The sequence below is a fragment of the uncultured Marivita sp. genome (genome assembly GCF_947488135.1).
GTDB lineage: Bacteria > Pseudomonadota > Alphaproteobacteria > Rhodobacterales > Rhodobacteraceae > Marivita.
This window is the reverse complement of the sequence record NZ_CANKYW010000001.1, coordinates 689,366-705,847: the sequence shown is the minus strand read 5'-3', so window position 1 is coordinate 705,847 and position 16,482 is coordinate 689,366. Positions and strand designations below refer to the sequence as shown.

Here is a 16,482-nt window from a genome sequence, read left to right as displayed (position 1 = left end):
GCCGTGACGGACGCAACGGCCCTTGCCGCCGCCATCGCCGACGGGCGGATCACCGCCCGTGACGCGATGGCGGCGAGCCTTGCTCGTGCAAAGGAAGCACCAAGCGCAATTGCCCGACTGCTTCCCGATGACGAGGCTTTGGCTTTGGCCGATACAGCTTCGGCAGGTCCATTTTCCGGCGTCCCTTTTCTGGGCAAGGATTTGGGCGCATTGGTACGCGGGCTCAAACAGGGTGCAGGCAGCGCAGCGATTGCCAGCAGTCTCGAGGCTCCCACGAAGGACAGCGCGCTCTTCACCCTGTTCCGCGCCGCCGGATTGGTGCCGTTCGGGTTGTCTGCGGTGCCGGAGGTCGGACTGGCCCTTTCCACCGAACCACAGGGGCGACCGCCAGCGACCAACCCGTTCGATCCTACCCGCACGCCTGGCGGGTCGTCAGGTGGTGCCGCTGCCGCAGTGGCCAGCGGGGTCGTTGCCATCGCCCACGCGACCGACGCTGCCGGGTCGATTCGAGTGCCTGCCGCCTGCTGCGGTCTGTGGGGATTGAAGCCGTCGCGCGGTGTCAGTCCAATGGGGCCGGACTACAACAATTGGCTCATGGGCATCGCCTCCGAGCTGGTTCTGGCCCGGTCGCTGCGCGATGTGAAAACCGCGCTGGCCTGCGTTGCGACTACCGACACCCGGCTTGCGCCTCGCGTTGCCATGATCCTGCCCGACACCTGCGACGACACGCAGCGCAACGCGACCCTATTGGCTGCCAAGGCATTTGAGGCTGCTGGGTATACCATCACGGACGGCCCGCCATCCGCACCTTTACCTAAAGCTCTGTCGCGGCCCATGGCGCTCATCAAAAGCATTCTGTGCGTAAGCTTACACGAGGGACTGACTGCGACTGGCGTGCCTGACGCCGAAATCCCGCCGCTGTTGCGCACCGCGCGTGCCGAGGGCGCGGCACTGACCGGGGCCGAGATATTTGCCATATCCCGCGACATCATGGAGATGACCGGTATCATCCTTGAAGTTTTCGGCGGTGCGGACGCCCTCTTGATGCCGGTTTTGTCCGGCCCGCAGCCAAAGCTCGGTGCGTTTTCCATGGACCACACCGATCTTGAGGCGCATTTCCTCAAGATGGAGGCTATGGCCCCGAACGCCACCTGGGCCAATGTCGCAGGCCTTCCCGCGCTCGCCTTCCCCGCAGGGTTTGAAAACGGCTTGCCCGTCGGCGCGCAGCTTATCGGCCGGCCCAACAGCGACACCGCACTACTGGAGTTCGCAGAGCCATTGGCGCATTTGATCGACATCCCATTTCCACACCCGATCGCTGGACTGCCCGCATGACTGACGTTCTTGAACTCTCGAACATCACCAAGCGATTCGGCGCGTTGACAGCGAACGAGGATGTGTCGCTGTCCCTCGCCCAAGGCGAGATCCTGGCCCTGCTGGGCGAAAACGGCGCGGGCAAGACGACGCTCATGAACATCCTCTTCGGTCATTACACCGCCGACGCAGGCGAGGTGCGTGTGTTCGGTGACACGCTGCCCCCCGGCAAACCGCGTGCGGCGATTGCGGCGGGGGTCGGCATGGTGCACCAGCATTTCACGCTTGCTGGCAACCTCACCGTTCTGGAAAACGTCATGCTCGGCTCGGAACCGCTGGGCCGGTTGCGGTCAAACCGGGCAGCGGCGCGCAAGAAGCTGATGGCGATCTCCGACCGCTTCGGTCTGCCCGTCGATCCCGACAGCAAGGTCTCGCGCCTGTCGGTCGGGGAACGGCAGCGGATCGAAATTCTCAAGGCGCTTTACCGCGATGCGCGCATCCTGATCCTGGATGAACCCACCGCCGTGCTGGCCCGTCCCGAGGCCGAACGCCTGTTCGAAACCTTGCGCGGAATGACGAAAGACGGGCTGTCGCTCATCTTCATCAGCCACAAACTGCACGAGGTGATGGCCGCGTCAGACCGCGTGGCGGTGCTGCGCGGTGGCCGGATGGTCGCCGAACGCAGGACGTCCGAAACATCGCCCGCCGAATTGGCCGAGCTGATGGTCGGGCGCAAGGTCGAGCGCCCGGTGCGTGAGGACCACAGGATCGGCGCGCCGGTTCTGCTAGCGGATCGGATCACCGTGGCCGATGAGGGCGAGACCAAGCTCGACGATATCTCCTTCACCGTGCACGCGGGCGAAATTCTCGGCATCGTGGGGGTCTCTGGCAACGGCCAGGGCGCGCTTGGCGCGCTGCTCTCGGGGTTGATGCACCCAAGCCAAGGCAGCCTGACGCTGAACGGCGCTGATGCAGGCCACCTTGGCCCGCGCGGGCTGATCAATGCCGGGGCCGCGCGGGTGCCTGAGGACCGCCACGCCGAAGGCGCGGTAGGCGAGATGACGGTCTGGGAGAACGCAGTGCTCGAACGGGTGCGCAGCACAGAGTTTTCGAAACTCGGCTTTGTCCGGCAGGCCGCCGCCCGCGCCCATGCCGCTGACTTGATCAAACGCTTCGACGTGCGCGGCGCGACGCCCGACACCCGCATCCGGCTTCTGTCGGGCGGCAATATGCAAAAGCTGATCCTGGGGCGCTGCCTTGCCACCGGCCCGCGCTTTCTGTTGGCAAATCAGCCGACGCGGGGACTGGATGAAGGGGCGATTGCCGCGGTTCATGCAGAATTGCTCGCCGCCCGCGCCGAAGGGGCCGCGATCCTGCTGATCTCGGAAGAGCTGGAAGAGGCGGTGCAATTGTCGGACCGCATCCAGGCCATCGTCAAGGGCCGCCTGTCACAGCCCGTCACAGCGGACGAGGCCGATCCGCGCCGCTTGGGCCTCATGATGGCCGGCGTCTGGGAGAGCACGGATGCGGCTTGAACGACGCGAGAACGTCCCGCTGTCCACGGTCGCGATGGCCCCTTTGGCCGCCATTTTGGCAGCCTTGGTCCTGGCGGCGGGTCTGATCGGCGCGGCGGGGGTGAACCCGTTGACCGCCTATGGCGAGATGCTGCGCGGCGCGCTGGGATCGCGCCTGTCGATCACCGAAATGCTGACCCGCGCAACACCGCTGATCCTGACCGGGCTTGCGGCGGCGGTCGCCTTTCGCGCAAGGCTCTGGAATATCGGGGGCGAAGGGCAGTTCTATGTCGGCGCGCTGACCACCGCGTGGATCGGTCATTCGCTAGCCCTGCCCGGGCCGATCGGCATGGCGGTGCTGATGGTGTGCGGCATGGCGGCAGGAGCCTTGTTGCTGGCCGGTCCGGCGTTCCTGCGACTGCGGTTTGGCGTCGATGAAGTGGTCACGACACTGCTTCTGAACTTCATCGTGATCCTGTTCGTCGGCCTGATGATCGAAGGCCCCCTGCGCGACCCGCTTGCCTTTGGCTGGCCGCAGTCCGTGCCGGTGGATGGCGCGTACCGCCTGCCCGACCTTGTGCCGCGCACACGCCTGCATATCGGCCTCTTGGTCGCCATCGCGGCGGCGGGGGTGATCTGGCTGGTCCTGACGCGCACCGTCTTTGGCGTCGAAACGCGCGCTGCCGGGTTGAATGCCCGCGCGGCGGCCTTTGCCGGGATTTCGCTGCCGAAAACCATTATGGGCGTGGCGCTCGTATCCGGCGCGCTGGCCGGGCTTGCGGGCGCGGTCGAGGTGATGGGCGTTACCGGAGGCGTGACCACCACCATGTCGCCGGGCTTCGGCTATGCCGGGATCGTCGTCGCGATGCTCGCCGCGCTGCATCCTGCGGGTGTGGTCGCGGCGGCGATTTTCGTGGCGACCGTTTTCGTCGGGGCCGACGCCATGAGCCGCGCGACCGGCGTGCCGAGCTTCATCGCAGATGTCATCGTCGCGCTGTCGCTGCTGACCATGCTGGTCGCGCTTTTGTTCACAACCTACAGGCTGCGCCGATGATCGAAGCTTTGGAGCTTTTGACGAACACAAGCCTTTGGGCCGCCGTGCTGCGGATTGCAACGCCGCTGATCTTTGGCGTGCTGGGTGCGCTTTTGTGCGAACGCGCGGGCGTGCTGAACCTCGGGATCGAGGGGATCATGACGATGGGCGCGATGGCCGGTTGGCTGACCGTGTACCTTGGCGGAGATCTGTGGATGGGGCTGGCCATCGCGGCCGCATCAGGTGGGCTGATGGGATTTCTGCACGCGGGTCTGACCGTGCCGCTGGGGCTGTCACAGCACGTGTCGGGGCTGGGCATCACACTCTTTGCCTCGGCGCTGTCATACTACCTCTACCGCCTGATCGTCGAAGTTGGCGAAACCCCACCGACGATCATACCGTTCCGCCCGCTCGACATTCCGGTCCTTTCGGATATCCCGGTGCTTGGCCCGATCCTGTTCAGCCAGACTGCACCGACCTATCTGGCGCTGATCTCGGTCGCGGTGCTGGCCTATGTCCTGACCCGTACGCCTTTGGGCCTTGCCATCCGCATGACCGGCGAAAACCCTCACGCGGTCGAGGCGCAGGGCCTGAACCCCAACGTCCTGCGCATCGGGGCCATCGTGGCAGGGTCTGCGCTGATGGGTCTGGGAGGCGCGTTCCTGACCACGGCGGCGTTCAATTCTTTCTTCCCCGAGATGGTACAGGGCCGCGGCTGGATCTGCATCGCGCTGGTGGTGTTCGCGTCCTGGCGGCCCGGCAAGGCCCTGATCGGCGCATTGCTGTTTGCGTTCTTCGACGCTTATCAACTGCGCTTGCAGAACGTTATCGACGGCGTTCCTTACCAGTTGTTCCTGATGGCGCCCTACGTGCTGTCCATCGTCGCGCTGATCCTCGTCGCCCGCCGCGCCGAAGTGCCCGAGGCGCTGATGACACCGTACCGACGCGGGGAACGATGACGCACGACAACCGGTTCGCCAACTCTAAGGCTCAGACAGCCTTGTCGCTCACCAGTCGCATCCCCAGATGAGCGGGAGGCGTGCCCACGGCGCAGCCGCCCCGCGCCGGATCGCGGACGAGGTAGGACATGGCGGCCACATGCTCGCCCCCAACGAAGAAGGCGGGACAGCGCGCCGGGTCGATGCCCTCGGATGCGCTGGCATAGCATTCCTGCGTCCACTCCCAGACACTGCCGTCAAGATCGGCGATGCCCTCGGGCGAGGTCGAGAAACTGCCCTGCGCTTTCAGCGCGCGTGGGGCGATGCCCTCGGTCAGATAGGTCGATGCCCAGGTCAGCGACGGGTCGGTGAAGATGGGGTCGGGCTTTTCCGGAAGCACCGACGCGGCCATCGTGTTCCACTCGGTCGCGGTGGGCAGGCGAAAGTTCTGTCGGGTCTCGACGTTGATCCAGCGGATGTATTCCTGCACGTCGACATAGCTCAGGCCGGTGGCCGGGGTCGTGGCCGGGTCCTGGTCCGGCCGGGTGCGCAGTTCAAGCGAACAGGCGCGGTCGGCGACGCAGGCGTTCCATTCCGCAACGGTCACTTCGTGACGCTGAACATAAAGCCGGTGCCCGTCGGGAAGGACGATCGGACGTTCCGCCATCACCGGCAGACGCTTCAGATCGGCGGCGGGGCCGCGCTGTGTGAGCGCGACCCCTGCAAGGACCACCGCCACAAGGGCAGCTCCGACAAGACGAAGGGACAGTTCTGGCCAAATCCGGTCCATTCTGACGGCGGTCATGATACGGGTCTCCTTAGAAAAATTACCCTGCGAAGACGCGGGGAGCGACGACCTGTTCCATCAGGTTGTTGTCCCATTCGCCCTCGACCACGAAGTGTGCCGTTCCGCCCAGCATCGCCCCGATGATCAGGTTGTGGTTCACATAAGCGTACACGCCCGGCTGTTCGAAAGTATACATCGCCGCCGCGGCACTGCCGCCCCGCACGAACCAGGTTTCCATGCCGGTCAGCGGCACATCGGAGAAAGAGCTTTCCCAAACGAAATCGCCGTGTCCGCCGATCAGGTGCGGTCGACTGTCGACCATGCACGAATTGTGCACCATCAGGACGGTCTCGCCGACCTTGGCCTTCAGCGCGTTCTCTCCGGTTAGGGCACCGACAGCGCCGTTGAAGACCTGATGGGTCGGAACAAGCGTGCGCATGGCATCAAGGCTGTCGTTGTAATCGTCTCCGGCCTCGGCATAGACCTTGAAGTCGCCGTTTTCGTCTTTGGGCAGGTAGTAGTCCTGCTCTCCGATATAGGCGATGCTGTCATAACGCAGCGGATTGCCCTGCGCATCCTTGAGACCGTCGCGCGGCAGGACCATGATGGCCCCGTTCATGCCGTGTCCGACGTGATAGGGGATCATCGCTCCACCGGGGGCGCAGTGATAGGTAAAGCAGCCCGGCTTTGTCGCTTTCCAGCGCAGCACGGTTTCCTCTCCCGGGTAGACGTGGGTCAGACCACCGCCGCCCAGCGCACCGGTGGCGGCGTGGAAGTCGATATTGTGCTCCATCTTGCTGTCGGCAGGGTTGCGCAGGGTCAATTCGACCATGTCGCCTTCATGCACGATGATGAGCGGACCGGGAACAGAGCCGTTGAAGGTCAGCGCCCAGATCTCGGCACCAGTATCCTCGTCAACGGTCATCAGCTTTTCGGTGGTCTCCATTGTGATCTCGACGATCTTCGGACCACCGGTCGCCACCTGTTCGTGCACCGGCGCGAAGGGCGGCGCGACGAGTTCCTGCTTCACGCGGGTATAGCCGCTCAGGTCCGCCGGTACCGCAGTCGACTCTGCGGCCTGTTGGCCCGCAGTCTTGTAGAGCTTTGCGGACGTCGCGTTGGCCTGCGCCAGTTTGGGCGCGCGCGGTGTCGCCATGGCACCCGCACCGGCCATTGCGGCCGCGCCGGCAAGAACAGAGCCACGCAGAACGTTGCGACGGCTGGTCTTCATGAGTCCAGGGTTAAAGAATTTGGTCATGGTTCCCTCCATGAGGTTAATGTGGCGGCGGGCCTCATGCCCGCGCGCCGAAATTGGTCAGAGATTGTCGAGCTGCGCCTCAAAGCGTTCCTTGGCTTTCGGAGGCACGCGGCCTTCGAAGAAGTCTTCGGGAACATCCACGTCGCCCACGGCGATGGTCATCACCATGCCCATGGCGAAATGCGGCTTGCAGATGACGCCATAGACGCCCTCTTCGGTCAAAGTGACCTCGATCTCTTCGTTGATCTTGCCGCCAAAGCCTTCGGCTCCGTCGGGGATCATGCCATCGTTGGTTTCGGCGTTGTGGCCCCGATCGGTCGCGATAAACTTGATCGTGTCGCCCGGCTGCGCCTGCACGAAGGCTGGCTCGAACACCATGCGTTCGCCGTCGCTGCCCTTATTGAGCATCTGCACTTCGATTGTTTCGGCAAAGGCTGCGCTGCCCATGAGGGCGGCGAGCGCGAGGCCGGTTGCCAGTTTGCGGATCATCGTTTTTCCTTTCAGATCGCGTTTCGTGTTGATCCTTAATTTAGACAATTCGGCGGGGCGGACTTTGTGCTAGGTCAAAGAGTTGAAAAATTGCATGTGAGGCGCACGTTTTGCGATAAGAACGTTGGCAATGTCGTCATGGATGTGGCAGATCGGAACCTGTGAACGAGATAGCCCCCCGCAAGACCCTTCCGCGGCTCGATGAAAGCCTGCTGACGCATCTGCCGCCGTTTTCCCGGCTGGAGAAACGGCAGATTCGCACGATTCTCGACCAGGCAACCTCGCGTCGCTACGACGCCGGTGTCGCGGTGTTCGAGGAAGGGCACGACGCGGACAGGTTCTACATGCTGCTTGACGGCTACGTCCGGGTCGTGCGCATCACGCCCACCGGCGAACAGGTCACGGCGCTGCATATTCCCGCCGGGCAGCTTCTTGGCATCGCCAAGGCCATCGGGCGCGACACCTATCCGGCCACGGCGATGACGGCGACCGAGTCCATCGCGCTCAGCTGGCCGATGCGACTCTGGGACACGTTCGTGACCGAGTATGACGGCTTTGCGACCGAAACCTACAAGACACTGGGCCACCGCGTCGGAGAGATGAACACCCGCATCGTCGAACTGGCAACACAGCAGGTCGAGCAACGCGTCGCGAACGCCCTGCTCCGCCTCATCAACCAGACCGGGCGCAAGGTCGACGGCGGGATCGAGATCAACTTCCCGATCACCCGCCAGGACCTGTCGGAGTTGACGGCGACGACCTTGCACACCGTCAGCCGATTGCTGAGCGGATGGGAAAAGCAGGGCTTGGTGGAAAGCAAGCGCAAGCGGATCAAGGTCTGCGACCCGCATGCGCTGGTGGTATTGAGCCAAGGGTAGCGGGACTGGCTACGACATTCTTTGAATGGTGCCTCCGGTAAGGGCAACTCAGCGGACGTTTCGGACCGTGGCCAAGCGGCGTGGCAAGGGTCGGCACTGCGGGAGACGAGGTTCATATTGACAGCTTCGCGGCCGCCAGACCACGCCTCGGTCTCCGCATCACACGTTACCCGATCCGGGTCGCGCGTTGGTCTGCCCCGGGTTCGGAAGTCTCGAAGACGAAGCCGTGCAGGCGCGCACTAGTTCAGGACGCGCGCGACCGCTCCGATCAAGTCCAGTACCTCGCGTGTGTCGCGGTCCACGCGATAGACATAGTCACCCACGCGATAGTAGGTCTGGTCGCGATCAAGTCCGTACCGCCCCGGATCGCCGATGATCCTGTAATCTCCATAGATCACATCTCCACGGTCGTACTTGCGGGCTTGGCCGGGCGGCACGCATGGCGGGTTCTTCTTGGCCAGACCGGGTGGGCAATCAATTGTTTTGTACGCCCTGCCTGAAATTCCTTTTTCGGCTTTGTGATTTCCCGCCTCTGCAGCCACCCCGAGAAAGGTCGCCGCCGCCGCGATAAGAACCCATAACCGTCTCATGATGACCTCCGTTTCTTCTTGCTGTGTGCTTCAGACAACGATTGCTACTCCAAAGAGTTGCCCTCCGATAGGAGCCTCGGCAGAATGGTGCCTATGAGCGTATCTCCGCGTCCGTGGCTTTGGATGTCGGAAGCACAGCGAGATCTGTCCCTGTCGACGTGATCAATTCGGTCGCAGCATTGGTCCGTGGTCGGTTAGGGCTCGCAGCCGACATTCGACGCTTGCGGCGTCGTTCGACCTTGCCTTGATCGCCACAGCGAAGCGCGGCTATATCACCCCAACCCAGCCGCCCGCATCAGCTCGGTTAGAAACGCCGCTTCATCCAGCCCGTATTCCTCGCAGGCATCCGTAACCGTGTGGAACGGGCTGATCAGGCATCCGACGCAGAGCATCTTGTGACGGACAAAGACCGGGATGGTCTGCGGCCACTGGGTCATGAGATCGGCAAGCGGCAGGTCCGGGTCGTCGAGTCGTGGTTTGCGCATGTCGCACCTCCTGTGTCTGCAAACCTACGCGCCAAATGTTCCTAAACGTTGCGCCAGCGCAAACTCCGCGGCTGCGGGTCGGGCTAGGACCGATGACATCCCGAACCGCAGGAGGCCGATCAATGGCTGAAATTCTTACAAAATCGCGGGCGCGCAACATCTTCTACGGAGGCTCGATATTCTTTGTCGTGGTCTTCGTGGGGATGACCGTCCACTCCCATAGATATGTCGTGAACACCTCGACGGCCGGCATGCCGCTGAGCGAAGAGGTGATTCACGGCAAGCACGTGTGGGAGGAAAACTCCTGCATCAACTGCCACAGCCTGCACGGCGAAGGCGCCTATTTCGCTCCCGAGGTCGGCAACGTCATGACCCGCTGGGGCGTGCAGGACAGCCCCGAGGATGCGTTTGAAATCCTCAAGAGCTGGATCGAAAGCCAACCCAGTGGCGTCGAGGGCCGCAGGCAGATGCCGCGCTACGAATTGACCGACGAGGACATTCGCGGTCTCGCGGAATTCCTGCGCTGGGCCGATCAGACAGACACTCAGGGCTGGCCGCCCAATGACGCCGGTTAAGGAGGCATTCACCATGAAATATGAATCACAAAAGGTGGCGTACTGGTACATCCTCGCCGCGCTTGCTCTCTTCGGCATTCAGGTGCTGGGCGGGCTTTTGGCGGGCTGGATCTATGTGTCGCCCAATTTCCTGTCCGAATTGCTGCCCTTCAACGTCATTCGGATGATCCACACCAACGCCCTGATCGTCTGGCTGTTGCTGGGCTTCTTCGGCGCAGCCTACTTCCTCATCCCCGAGGAATCAGAACGCGAGATCTATTCGGTCAAGCTGGCCTATCTCCAGTTGATTATCCTCTTGGTCGGAACGCTCGGTGCGGTCGGGTCCTACCTCGTCGGCATCCACGGCGGGCGCGAATTCCTCGAGCAACCGCTTTGGGTCAAGTTCGGCATTCTTGTCGCCGCGCTGATCTTCCTCTTCAACGTGTCGATGACCGTTCTGGCGGGCAAGAAGACGGCGATCACCAACGTGCTGCTCATGGGGCTGTGGCTTTTGTCGCTGCTCTGGGTCTTTGCCTTCATCAACCCCGACAACCTGTCGCTTGATAAAATGTACTGGTGGTTTGTCGTGCACCTCTGGGTCGAGGCGACCTGGGAACTGGTGATGGCGGCGATCCTGGCGTTCCTCTTGCTCAAACTGACCGGCGTTGACCGCGAAGTGGTGGAAAAGTGGCTCTATGTCATCGTCGCCACCGCGCTCTTCTCGGGCATCCTCGGCACCGGGCACCACTTCTACTGGATCGGTCTGCCGGGCTACTGGCAGTGGGTCGGCTCCATCTTCTCAACCTTCGAGGTGATCCCATTCTTCCTCATGATGTCCTTTGCCTTCGTGATGGTGTGGAAAGGCCGCAAGAACCACCCGAACAAGGCCGCCCTTCTGTGGTCGCTCGGGTCCTCCACCGTCGCTTTCTTCGGCGCGGGTGTCTGGGGCTTCCTGCACACGCTGCACGGGGTGAATTTCTATAGCCACGGCACGCAGATCACCGCCGCCCACGGCCACCTTGCCTTCTACGGCGCCTATGTGGCCCTGAACCTCGCGGTCTTCACCTACGCGATGCCGATGCTGCGGGAACGCGCGCCCTATAACCAGGTGCTCAACATGGCCTCGTTCTGGCTGATGACCGGCGGCATGGCGTTCATGACCTTCGTGCTGACCTTCGCGGGCACCATCCAGACGCACATGCAACGTGTGGTGGGCGACTACTACATGGATGTGCAGGAAAGTCTTTCGATCTTCTACCTGATGCGCTGGGGTTCCGGCCTCGCGGTGGTGATCGGTGCGCTCCTGTTCATCTATTCGCTGCTCGTTGTCCGCAAGGCCGAGGTGATTGCCCCCGGTCCCGCCAACCCCGTTCCCGGAGAATAAGCGATGAACATGCAAGTCACTCCAACCCTGCCGTTCTACCAGGCAACCGGCCGCGAATGCGACCTGTTCGAGACGGCTTATGACAACGGTCTGCCCCTTCTTCTGAAGGGGCCCACCGGCTGCGGCAAAACCCGGTTCGTCGAACACATGGCGGCGAAACTGGGCAAACCGCTCTACACGGTGGCCTGCCATGACGACCTGTCGGCGGCAGACCTGATCGGGCGCTACCTGCTCAAGGGTGGGGAAACCGTCTGGGTCGATGGGCCCTTGACACGGGCCGTGCGCGAAGGCGGCATCTGCTATCTCGACGAAGTGGTGGAGGCGCGTAAGGACGTGACCGTGGTGCTGCACCCGCTCACCGACACGCGGCGCACGCTGATGATCGACCGCACCGGTGAGGAACTGGTGGCGCCCAAAGGCTTCATGCTGGTGGCGTCCTACAACCCCGGCTACCAGAATGTGCTCAAGCGGCTGAAGCCCTCGACCCGGCAACGGTTTCTGTCGATCAGTTTCGACTTCCCGGACGCCGAGACCGAGATCGCGGTCGTGGCAAAGGAAAGCCGGCTTGAACCGGGCCGGGTGGCACCTCTGGTGCGGCTGGCGGGACATATCCGCCGGCTGTCGGGGATGGATCTCGAAGAGGGTGTTTCGACCCGCCTCCTGATCTATGCGGCGACATTGATGGCCGGGGGCATGGGCGTCGATCAGGCGCTTGAAGCCGCCGTCATCGAACCTCTCAGCGACGAGCCGGACGTGCAGCTCGCCCTGCGCGATCTGATCTCCACCATCTACGGATAAGAGCGATGCACCTTCTCGATCTCATGGAACCCGAAGAAACGGTCGGCAACCTCTGGCACGACATGGCCAGCGGAATTGGGGCCGAGGTGAGCTATCCCGAGGCCGCCGTTTCACTGGCCTCGGTGCGCCCCAGCCTTGCGGTGCTGTTCCGCGCGCTTGGGGGGGCCGCCGGTGTCGAACTGGCCGAGGCGGCGCCGACCCTGGCACGGCATCGCCGCCCGCTGAAGCGCAAGCTGGGGGCGGAACGGGACCGCGAATGGGTGGCCGGGTTCGATGGCGAACGCCTGACCCTGCCCCCCTTCATGGCCGCGTTTCCGAAACCCGAACTGAACCGTGCCGCGTATTTCTGGCTCACCGCGATGGCCGCGAAGGCGCCGCATGATCTGAATGAAATCCCTGACGCCGGACCAGAATGCGACTGCGCGCAGATCCGCGCCAATGCGGCGACGGCGGATGCCGTCTATGCCGCCTGTCCGGGTCTGCGGGACGTCTATGTCACGCTCGCCCAGCTGTGCCTCGTTGCGCGGACCGATATTCTGCGGCCCCGCCCGGAAGCGATGTTCGAAAAGGCGATCCGCGATCAGCTTGGCGGCAATAGCATCGCGTTGAGCGACGACGCGCCCGCCAGTGGTCACCTGCCGTTTGCCCCCGTTCCCATCTGGCTGCGGTTCAGCGCACCCGGTTCGGGTGCCGCGGCCCAGCACGAACAGGCCGATCCCGCCGCGCCTCCACCCACTGCCGCGCACACGACGCGCAAGCTGGGCCAGCGCAAGGATCAGGACCAGCACAACCGCAAGGACAGCTTTATCATCCACCGCTTCGAATCGATCCTGTCCTGGGTCGAGTCGATGAACATCAACCGCAGCGTCGATGATGAAGATGACGAAAACGCCCAGAAGGCCGCCGACGATCAGGACGAGATCACCCTGTCGAAACAGGATCGCAAGGCGGCCACGCGCCTGCGCCTGCACCTCGATCTGTCGCCCTCCGATGCCGATCACGAAGCGCTTGCCGGGGAACACACCTATCCCGAATGGAACCACCGCAGCCGCAGCTACATGGACGCGCATTGCCGCGTGCTTGACGCGCCTGCAACGCCGGACGGCCCGCCTTTCGTGCCCAACGAACGCCGGATGCGCGAGGTGCGCCGCCAGTTCGAAGCGCTGCGCCCCCGCCGCGTTCTTCAACCGCGTCAGGTCGATGGCACCGAGCTTGACCTCGATGCGCTGCTCACCGCGCAGGCCGATCTGAAGGCCACCGGACGCGGCAGCGACCGCATCTGGCAATCCGCGCGCCAGACCGACCGCGACGTGTCGGTGGCGTTTCTCATCGACACATCCCGGTCCACCGAAGCGGCCATCGGCGACACGTCGGTGATCGAAGTGGCACGCGAAACGATGGCGGCGCTGGCAGGCGGGATCGACGCGGCGGGCGACCGGCTGGGCATCTGGGGCTTTTCCTCGCTCCGGCGGGACCGTGTGTTCCTGACCCGGTGCAAGGGGTTCGACGACCCGATGTCGCCCGAGATCACGTCCAATATCGGCGCGCTCAAGCCCGGACATTACACCCGCCTTGGTGCAGCCATCCGGCATGTCAGCGCGCAACTGGCCAAGGAACCCAGCGCCCGCAAGCTCTTGATCGTGTTGACCGATGGCAAACCGAACGATCTGGACCATTACGAAGGCCAGCACGGAATCGAGGACAGCCACATGGCCGTCCGCGAGGCCCGCGCCGTAAACCAGAGCCTGCATGGCATCATCATCGACGAGGACGGGCAGGACTGGTTCGCCCGCATCTTTGGGCGCGGCGGGTTCACCCTTCTGCCCAATCCAGAGCGCCTGTCCCGCGCCCTTCCCGACATCTATCGCACCCTCACACAGGAGAGCTGACATGCGTATTTCATTCTTCTTTGCCCTCGCCACCCTGGCCGCAAACCCCGTTCTGGCCGAGGCATTCGATCGACCGATCCCGCAGGCGCAATCCGCCACTGCGGAATTCTGGTACGCGCTGGCGTGCCTCGCGCTTCTGGCGTCGATGGCGCTCGTGCAATGGCTGGTGTCACGGCGATGACACGGCAGGGCTGGTCCGTGACGCAGATCACCCTCGCTCTTTACCCGTTCGGGGCGGGGGCGGCGGCGGTCAACGTGTTCTTTGCCGCGCTGATCTTCAGTTGGGTCGGCGGGCCGGTCCTGTCCACCGGCTTGTCCATCGCGATTGGCTGTTTGATCGGCCTCCCCGCCACATGGTATTTCGCGCGCCATATCCGACATCTGATGGATGTGGCAGACGCAGGAGACCGCGAATGAAGGTCGAGATCGACAATGGACAGCCGGTGATTGACGCACATGACCTCGGGCCGCTGCTGGGCCTCGATCCGGCAGAGGTGCAGGACAAGATGCGCGCGGGCCAGATCACCAGCACCTACGAGACCGGACAAGACGAAGACGCCGGACGCTTCCGGCTGACCTTTTATCACGCAGGCAAGCGCGTGCGCCTGACCTGCGACACGGATGGCACGGTCCTGAGCACGATCAGGACAGATATCGGAGACCGATGATGGCACTTACCTCTGCGGAACAGATACGCGCATGGCAGGGGCCTGCGCTGTTCAGCTTCGGGTTCAGACCCTTTTTTTTGTTTGGCGCGGTCTGGGTGGCCTGCGCAATGGTGCTCTGGCTGCTGACGCTGTCGGGCGCGATCACCCTGCCCACCCGGTTCGACCCGGTGTCCTGGCACGCGCATGAATTCCTGTTCGGTTATCTTGGCGCGGTGCTTGCGGGCTTCCTGCTGACCGCCGTGCCGAACTGGACCGGGCGACTGCCGATGGTGGGCTGGAAGCTTGCCGCGCTCTTCGCGCTCTGGGTCGCGGGACGCATGGCGATCGCGACCTCGACGCTGATGCCGGGATGGGCCGCCGCAGGGATCGACGTCGCCTTTCCCCTCGTTCTGGGCGCGTTGATCCTGCAAGAAATCGTCGCGGGCAAGAACTGGCGCAACCTGATCGTTTTGGCCCTTCTGGCGGTCTTCACCCTTGCCAATGTCGTGTTCCACATCGAGGCGATGACCAGCGGCTATGCCGCGCAGGGCTACGGGCTCCGGATGGGCCTTGCCACGGCGGTGATGATGATTGCCGTGATCGGCGGGCGGATCATCCCGTCCTTCACCCGCAACTGGCTGGTCAAGCAGGGCGATCCGGCCCGCCCCGCCCCGCCGATGCAACAGTTCGACAAGGCGGTCCTGCTCGTCAGCCTCGTCGCCCTTGTGCTCTGGGTCGCGTTCCCCGAAGCGGCCATCGGCGGTCTTCTTCTGATCGTAACCGGCGTACTGCACGCCATACGGCTGGCGCGTTGGAGCGGTCACAGGACCGGATCGGAGCCTCTGGTCTGGGTGCTGCATGTCTCTTACGCCTTCATTCCCCTCGGTGCTTTGGCCATCGGGATCGACAGCGCGTTCGGCATCATGGGAACGGCGGCGGCACAGCATCTCTGGATGGCTGGAGCGATCGGCGCCATGACCCTTGCCGTCATGACCCGCGCGACCCTGGGACATACCGGGCAAGAGCTTGCCGCGAACCGTATGACCGTTGCGGTCTATCTCTGCCTCTTCGGAGCGGTCCTGACACGGCTGCTCGTCGGCATCAGCCCGGTCCTGACCCAGCTCTCGGGCCTTTTGTGGCTGGCCGCGTTCGGTGGGTTCGTGATCGCCTACGGCCCCCTGCTCCTGCGTCCCAAACCGGAGCGCGCGCCATGAGTTGGACAGGTTTCGCCGCGATCTTCGTGGCGTTCTTCCTCACGCACTCGATCCCGGTGCGCCCGCCGGTCAAGGCGCGCGTCACCGCCCTTGTCGGCGCGCGCGGGTTTGGGATCGGCTACTCCATCCTGTCCCTGGCGATGTTGTCGCTCCTGATCTGGGCGGCGAGCGAAGCGCCCTATGTTCAGCTCTGGCCACAATACCCGTGGCAGCGTCACGCCGTTCATCTGGGTATGCTCGCCGTGTGCCTGCTTCTCGCACTCAGCATCGGGCGCCCCAACCCGTTTTCGTTCGGAGGCCGCCGGAACGACCGCTTCGACCCCGATTACCCCGGCATCGTCCGCTGGCACCGCCACCCGATCCTGCTTGGTCTGGGCCTCTGGGCGGGCCTACACCTTCTCCCGAACGGAGACCTCGCGCATGTCATCCTGTTCGGCGTGCTGGGCGGTTTCGCCCTGGCCGGACAACGCCTGATCGACCGCCGCAAACGCCGCGAGTTGGGACAGGAACGCTGGCACGCGCTCGACAGCGCGCGCCGCGCCGCTCCGATGTTTCACAAACCCGCATCGGTCCGCGACGTGTCCTTCCGCATCGGCGCGGGCGTCCTCGCCTTTGTCCTGCTGATATGGGCCCACCCCTACGTGATCGGCGTTTCGGCGCTGTAGGCTATCGCGTTTCACGACCCGCAGCGGAACCCACGTCTCGCCGCA

At 63.8% G+C, this 16,482-nt stretch carries 19 protein-coding genes; 14 read left to right on the top strand and 5 right to left on the bottom strand.

The window, feature by feature from the left end; translation table 11 throughout:
* The first annotated feature begins 3 nt into the window (after positions 1 to 3).
* Genes Q1B16_RS03550 through Q1B16_RS03535 form a run of 4 tightly spaced genes read left to right on the top strand, consistent with a single transcriptional unit; the run spans position 4 to position 4,820 of the window.
* A complete protein-coding gene (locus Q1B16_RS03550) occupies positions 4 to 1,335 on the top strand; it encodes an amidase (RefSeq protein ID WP_299784839.1) in 1,332 nt (443 codons plus the stop codon).
* Positions 1,332 to 2,849, top strand: coding sequence for an ABC transporter ATP-binding protein (locus tag Q1B16_RS03545; protein ID WP_299784838.1), 1,518 nt, complete (start codon positions 1,332 to 1,334; stop codon positions 2,847 to 2,849). The genes Q1B16_RS03550 and Q1B16_RS03545 overlap by 4 nt, the downstream gene beginning before the upstream one ends.
* Entirely contained in the window at positions 2,839 to 3,882 is a 1,044-nt protein-coding gene (locus Q1B16_RS03540; RefSeq protein WP_299784837.1) for an ABC transporter permease, read from the top strand. The genes Q1B16_RS03545 and Q1B16_RS03540 overlap by 11 nt, the downstream gene beginning before the upstream one ends.
* Positions 3,879 to 4,820, top strand: a complete 942-nt coding sequence (locus tag Q1B16_RS03535; RefSeq protein ID WP_299784836.1) for an ABC transporter permease — start codon at positions 3,879 to 3,881, stop codon at positions 4,818 to 4,820. The genes Q1B16_RS03540 and Q1B16_RS03535 overlap by 4 nt, the downstream gene beginning before the upstream one ends.
* 31 nt (positions 4,821 to 4,851) lie before the next feature.
* Here Q1B16_RS03535 and Q1B16_RS03530 read toward each other — a convergent pair whose 3' ends face one another.
* From Q1B16_RS03530 to Q1B16_RS03520, 3 genes are read right to left on the bottom strand one after another with little or no spacing between them, the layout of a single operon-like run.
* Complete coding sequence (locus Q1B16_RS03530) at positions 4,852 to 5,604, bottom strand: SUMF1/EgtB/PvdO family nonheme iron enzyme (protein WP_299784835.1); 753 nt, start codon at positions 5,602 to 5,604, stop codon at positions 4,852 to 4,854.
* A gap of 22 nt (positions 5,605 to 5,626) precedes the next feature.
* Positions 5,627 to 6,844, bottom strand: a complete 1,218-nt coding sequence (nirK, locus tag Q1B16_RS03525) for a copper-containing nitrite reductase (protein WP_299784834.1) — start codon at positions 6,842 to 6,844, stop codon at positions 5,627 to 5,629.
* Positions 6,845 to 6,901: 57 nt separating this feature from the next.
* A complete protein-coding gene (locus tag Q1B16_RS03520) occupies positions 6,902 to 7,333 on the bottom strand; it encodes a pseudoazurin (protein WP_299784833.1) in 432 nt (143 codons plus the stop codon).
* Positions 7,334 to 7,494: 161 nt separating this feature from the next.
* Here Q1B16_RS03520 and Q1B16_RS03515 point away from each other — a divergent pair, with 161 nt between their 5' ends.
* Positions 7,495 to 8,211, top strand: a complete 717-nt coding sequence (locus tag Q1B16_RS03515) for a Crp/Fnr family transcriptional regulator (RefSeq protein WP_299784832.1) — start codon at positions 7,495 to 7,497, stop codon at positions 8,209 to 8,211.
* 239 nt (positions 8,212 to 8,450) lie between these two features.
* Here Q1B16_RS03515 and Q1B16_RS03510 read toward each other — a convergent pair whose 3' ends face one another.
* Both Q1B16_RS03510 and Q1B16_RS03505 read right to left on the bottom strand, forming a co-directional pair.
* The gene (locus Q1B16_RS03510) at positions 8,451 to 8,801 is read right to left on the bottom strand and encodes an excinuclease ABC subunit A (RefSeq protein ID WP_299784831.1); all 351 of its coding nucleotides are present in this window, start codon (positions 8,799 to 8,801) and stop codon (positions 8,451 to 8,453) included.
* A gap of 272 nt (positions 8,802 to 9,073) precedes the next feature.
* Positions 9,074 to 9,286: a DUF1858 domain-containing protein gene (locus Q1B16_RS03505; protein ID WP_299784830.1), complete on the bottom strand. Its 213-nt coding sequence runs from the start codon at positions 9,284 to 9,286 to the stop codon at positions 9,074 to 9,076.
* 122 nt (positions 9,287 to 9,408) lie between these two features.
* On the opposite strand from Q1B16_RS03505, the gene Q1B16_RS03500 reads away from it, so the two are divergent.
* From Q1B16_RS03500 to Q1B16_RS03460, 9 genes are read left to right on the top strand one after another with little or no spacing between them, the layout of a single operon-like run.
* Complete coding sequence (locus Q1B16_RS03500) at positions 9,409 to 9,861, top strand: cytochrome c (protein WP_299784829.1); 453 nt, start codon at positions 9,409 to 9,411, stop codon at positions 9,859 to 9,861.
* Positions 9,862 to 9,874: 13 nt separating this feature from the next.
* On the top strand, positions 9,875 to 11,224 hold the full coding sequence (locus tag Q1B16_RS03495; protein ID WP_299784828.1) for a cbb3-type cytochrome c oxidase subunit I: 1,350 nt from the start codon (positions 9,875 to 9,877) through the stop codon (positions 11,222 to 11,224).
* 3 nt (positions 11,225 to 11,227) lie between these two features.
* The gene (locus Q1B16_RS03490; RefSeq protein WP_299784827.1) at positions 11,228 to 12,022 is read left to right on the top strand and encodes a CbbQ/NirQ/NorQ/GpvN family protein; all 795 of its coding nucleotides are present in this window, start codon (positions 11,228 to 11,230) and stop codon (positions 12,020 to 12,022) included.
* Positions 12,023 to 12,027: 5 nt separating this feature from the next.
* Positions 12,028 to 13,911 carry a VWA domain-containing protein gene (locus Q1B16_RS03485; RefSeq protein ID WP_299784826.1) on the top strand — a complete coding sequence of 628 codons (1,884 nt, stop codon included), beginning with the start codon at positions 12,028 to 12,030 and terminating at the stop codon, positions 13,909 to 13,911.
* A gap of 1 nt (position 13,912) precedes the next feature.
* Positions 13,913 to 14,092: a protein NnrT gene (locus Q1B16_RS03480; RefSeq protein WP_299784825.1), complete on the top strand. Its 180-nt coding sequence runs from the start codon at positions 13,913 to 13,915 to the stop codon at positions 14,090 to 14,092.
* Entirely contained in the window at positions 14,089 to 14,328 is a 240-nt protein-coding gene (locus tag Q1B16_RS03475; protein WP_299785978.1) for an NnrT protein, read from the top strand. The genes Q1B16_RS03480 and Q1B16_RS03475 overlap by 4 nt, the downstream gene beginning before the upstream one ends.
* Positions 14,325 to 14,579: a DUF6522 family protein gene (locus Q1B16_RS03470; protein ID WP_299784824.1), complete on the top strand. Its 255-nt coding sequence runs from the start codon at positions 14,325 to 14,327 to the stop codon at positions 14,577 to 14,579. Before Q1B16_RS03475 ends, Q1B16_RS03470 begins: the two co-directional genes overlap by 4 nt.
* Positions 14,579 to 15,772, top strand: a complete 1,194-nt coding sequence (locus Q1B16_RS03465; RefSeq protein ID WP_299784823.1) for an NnrS family protein — start codon at positions 14,579 to 14,581, stop codon at positions 15,770 to 15,772. The genes Q1B16_RS03470 and Q1B16_RS03465 overlap by 1 nt, the downstream gene beginning before the upstream one ends.
* On the top strand, positions 15,769 to 16,437 hold the full coding sequence (locus Q1B16_RS03460; RefSeq protein ID WP_299784822.1) for an NnrU family protein: 669 nt from the start codon (positions 15,769 to 15,771) through the stop codon (positions 16,435 to 16,437). Before Q1B16_RS03465 ends, Q1B16_RS03460 begins: the two co-directional genes overlap by 4 nt.
* Positions 16,438 to 16,482 lie beyond the last annotated feature (45 nt).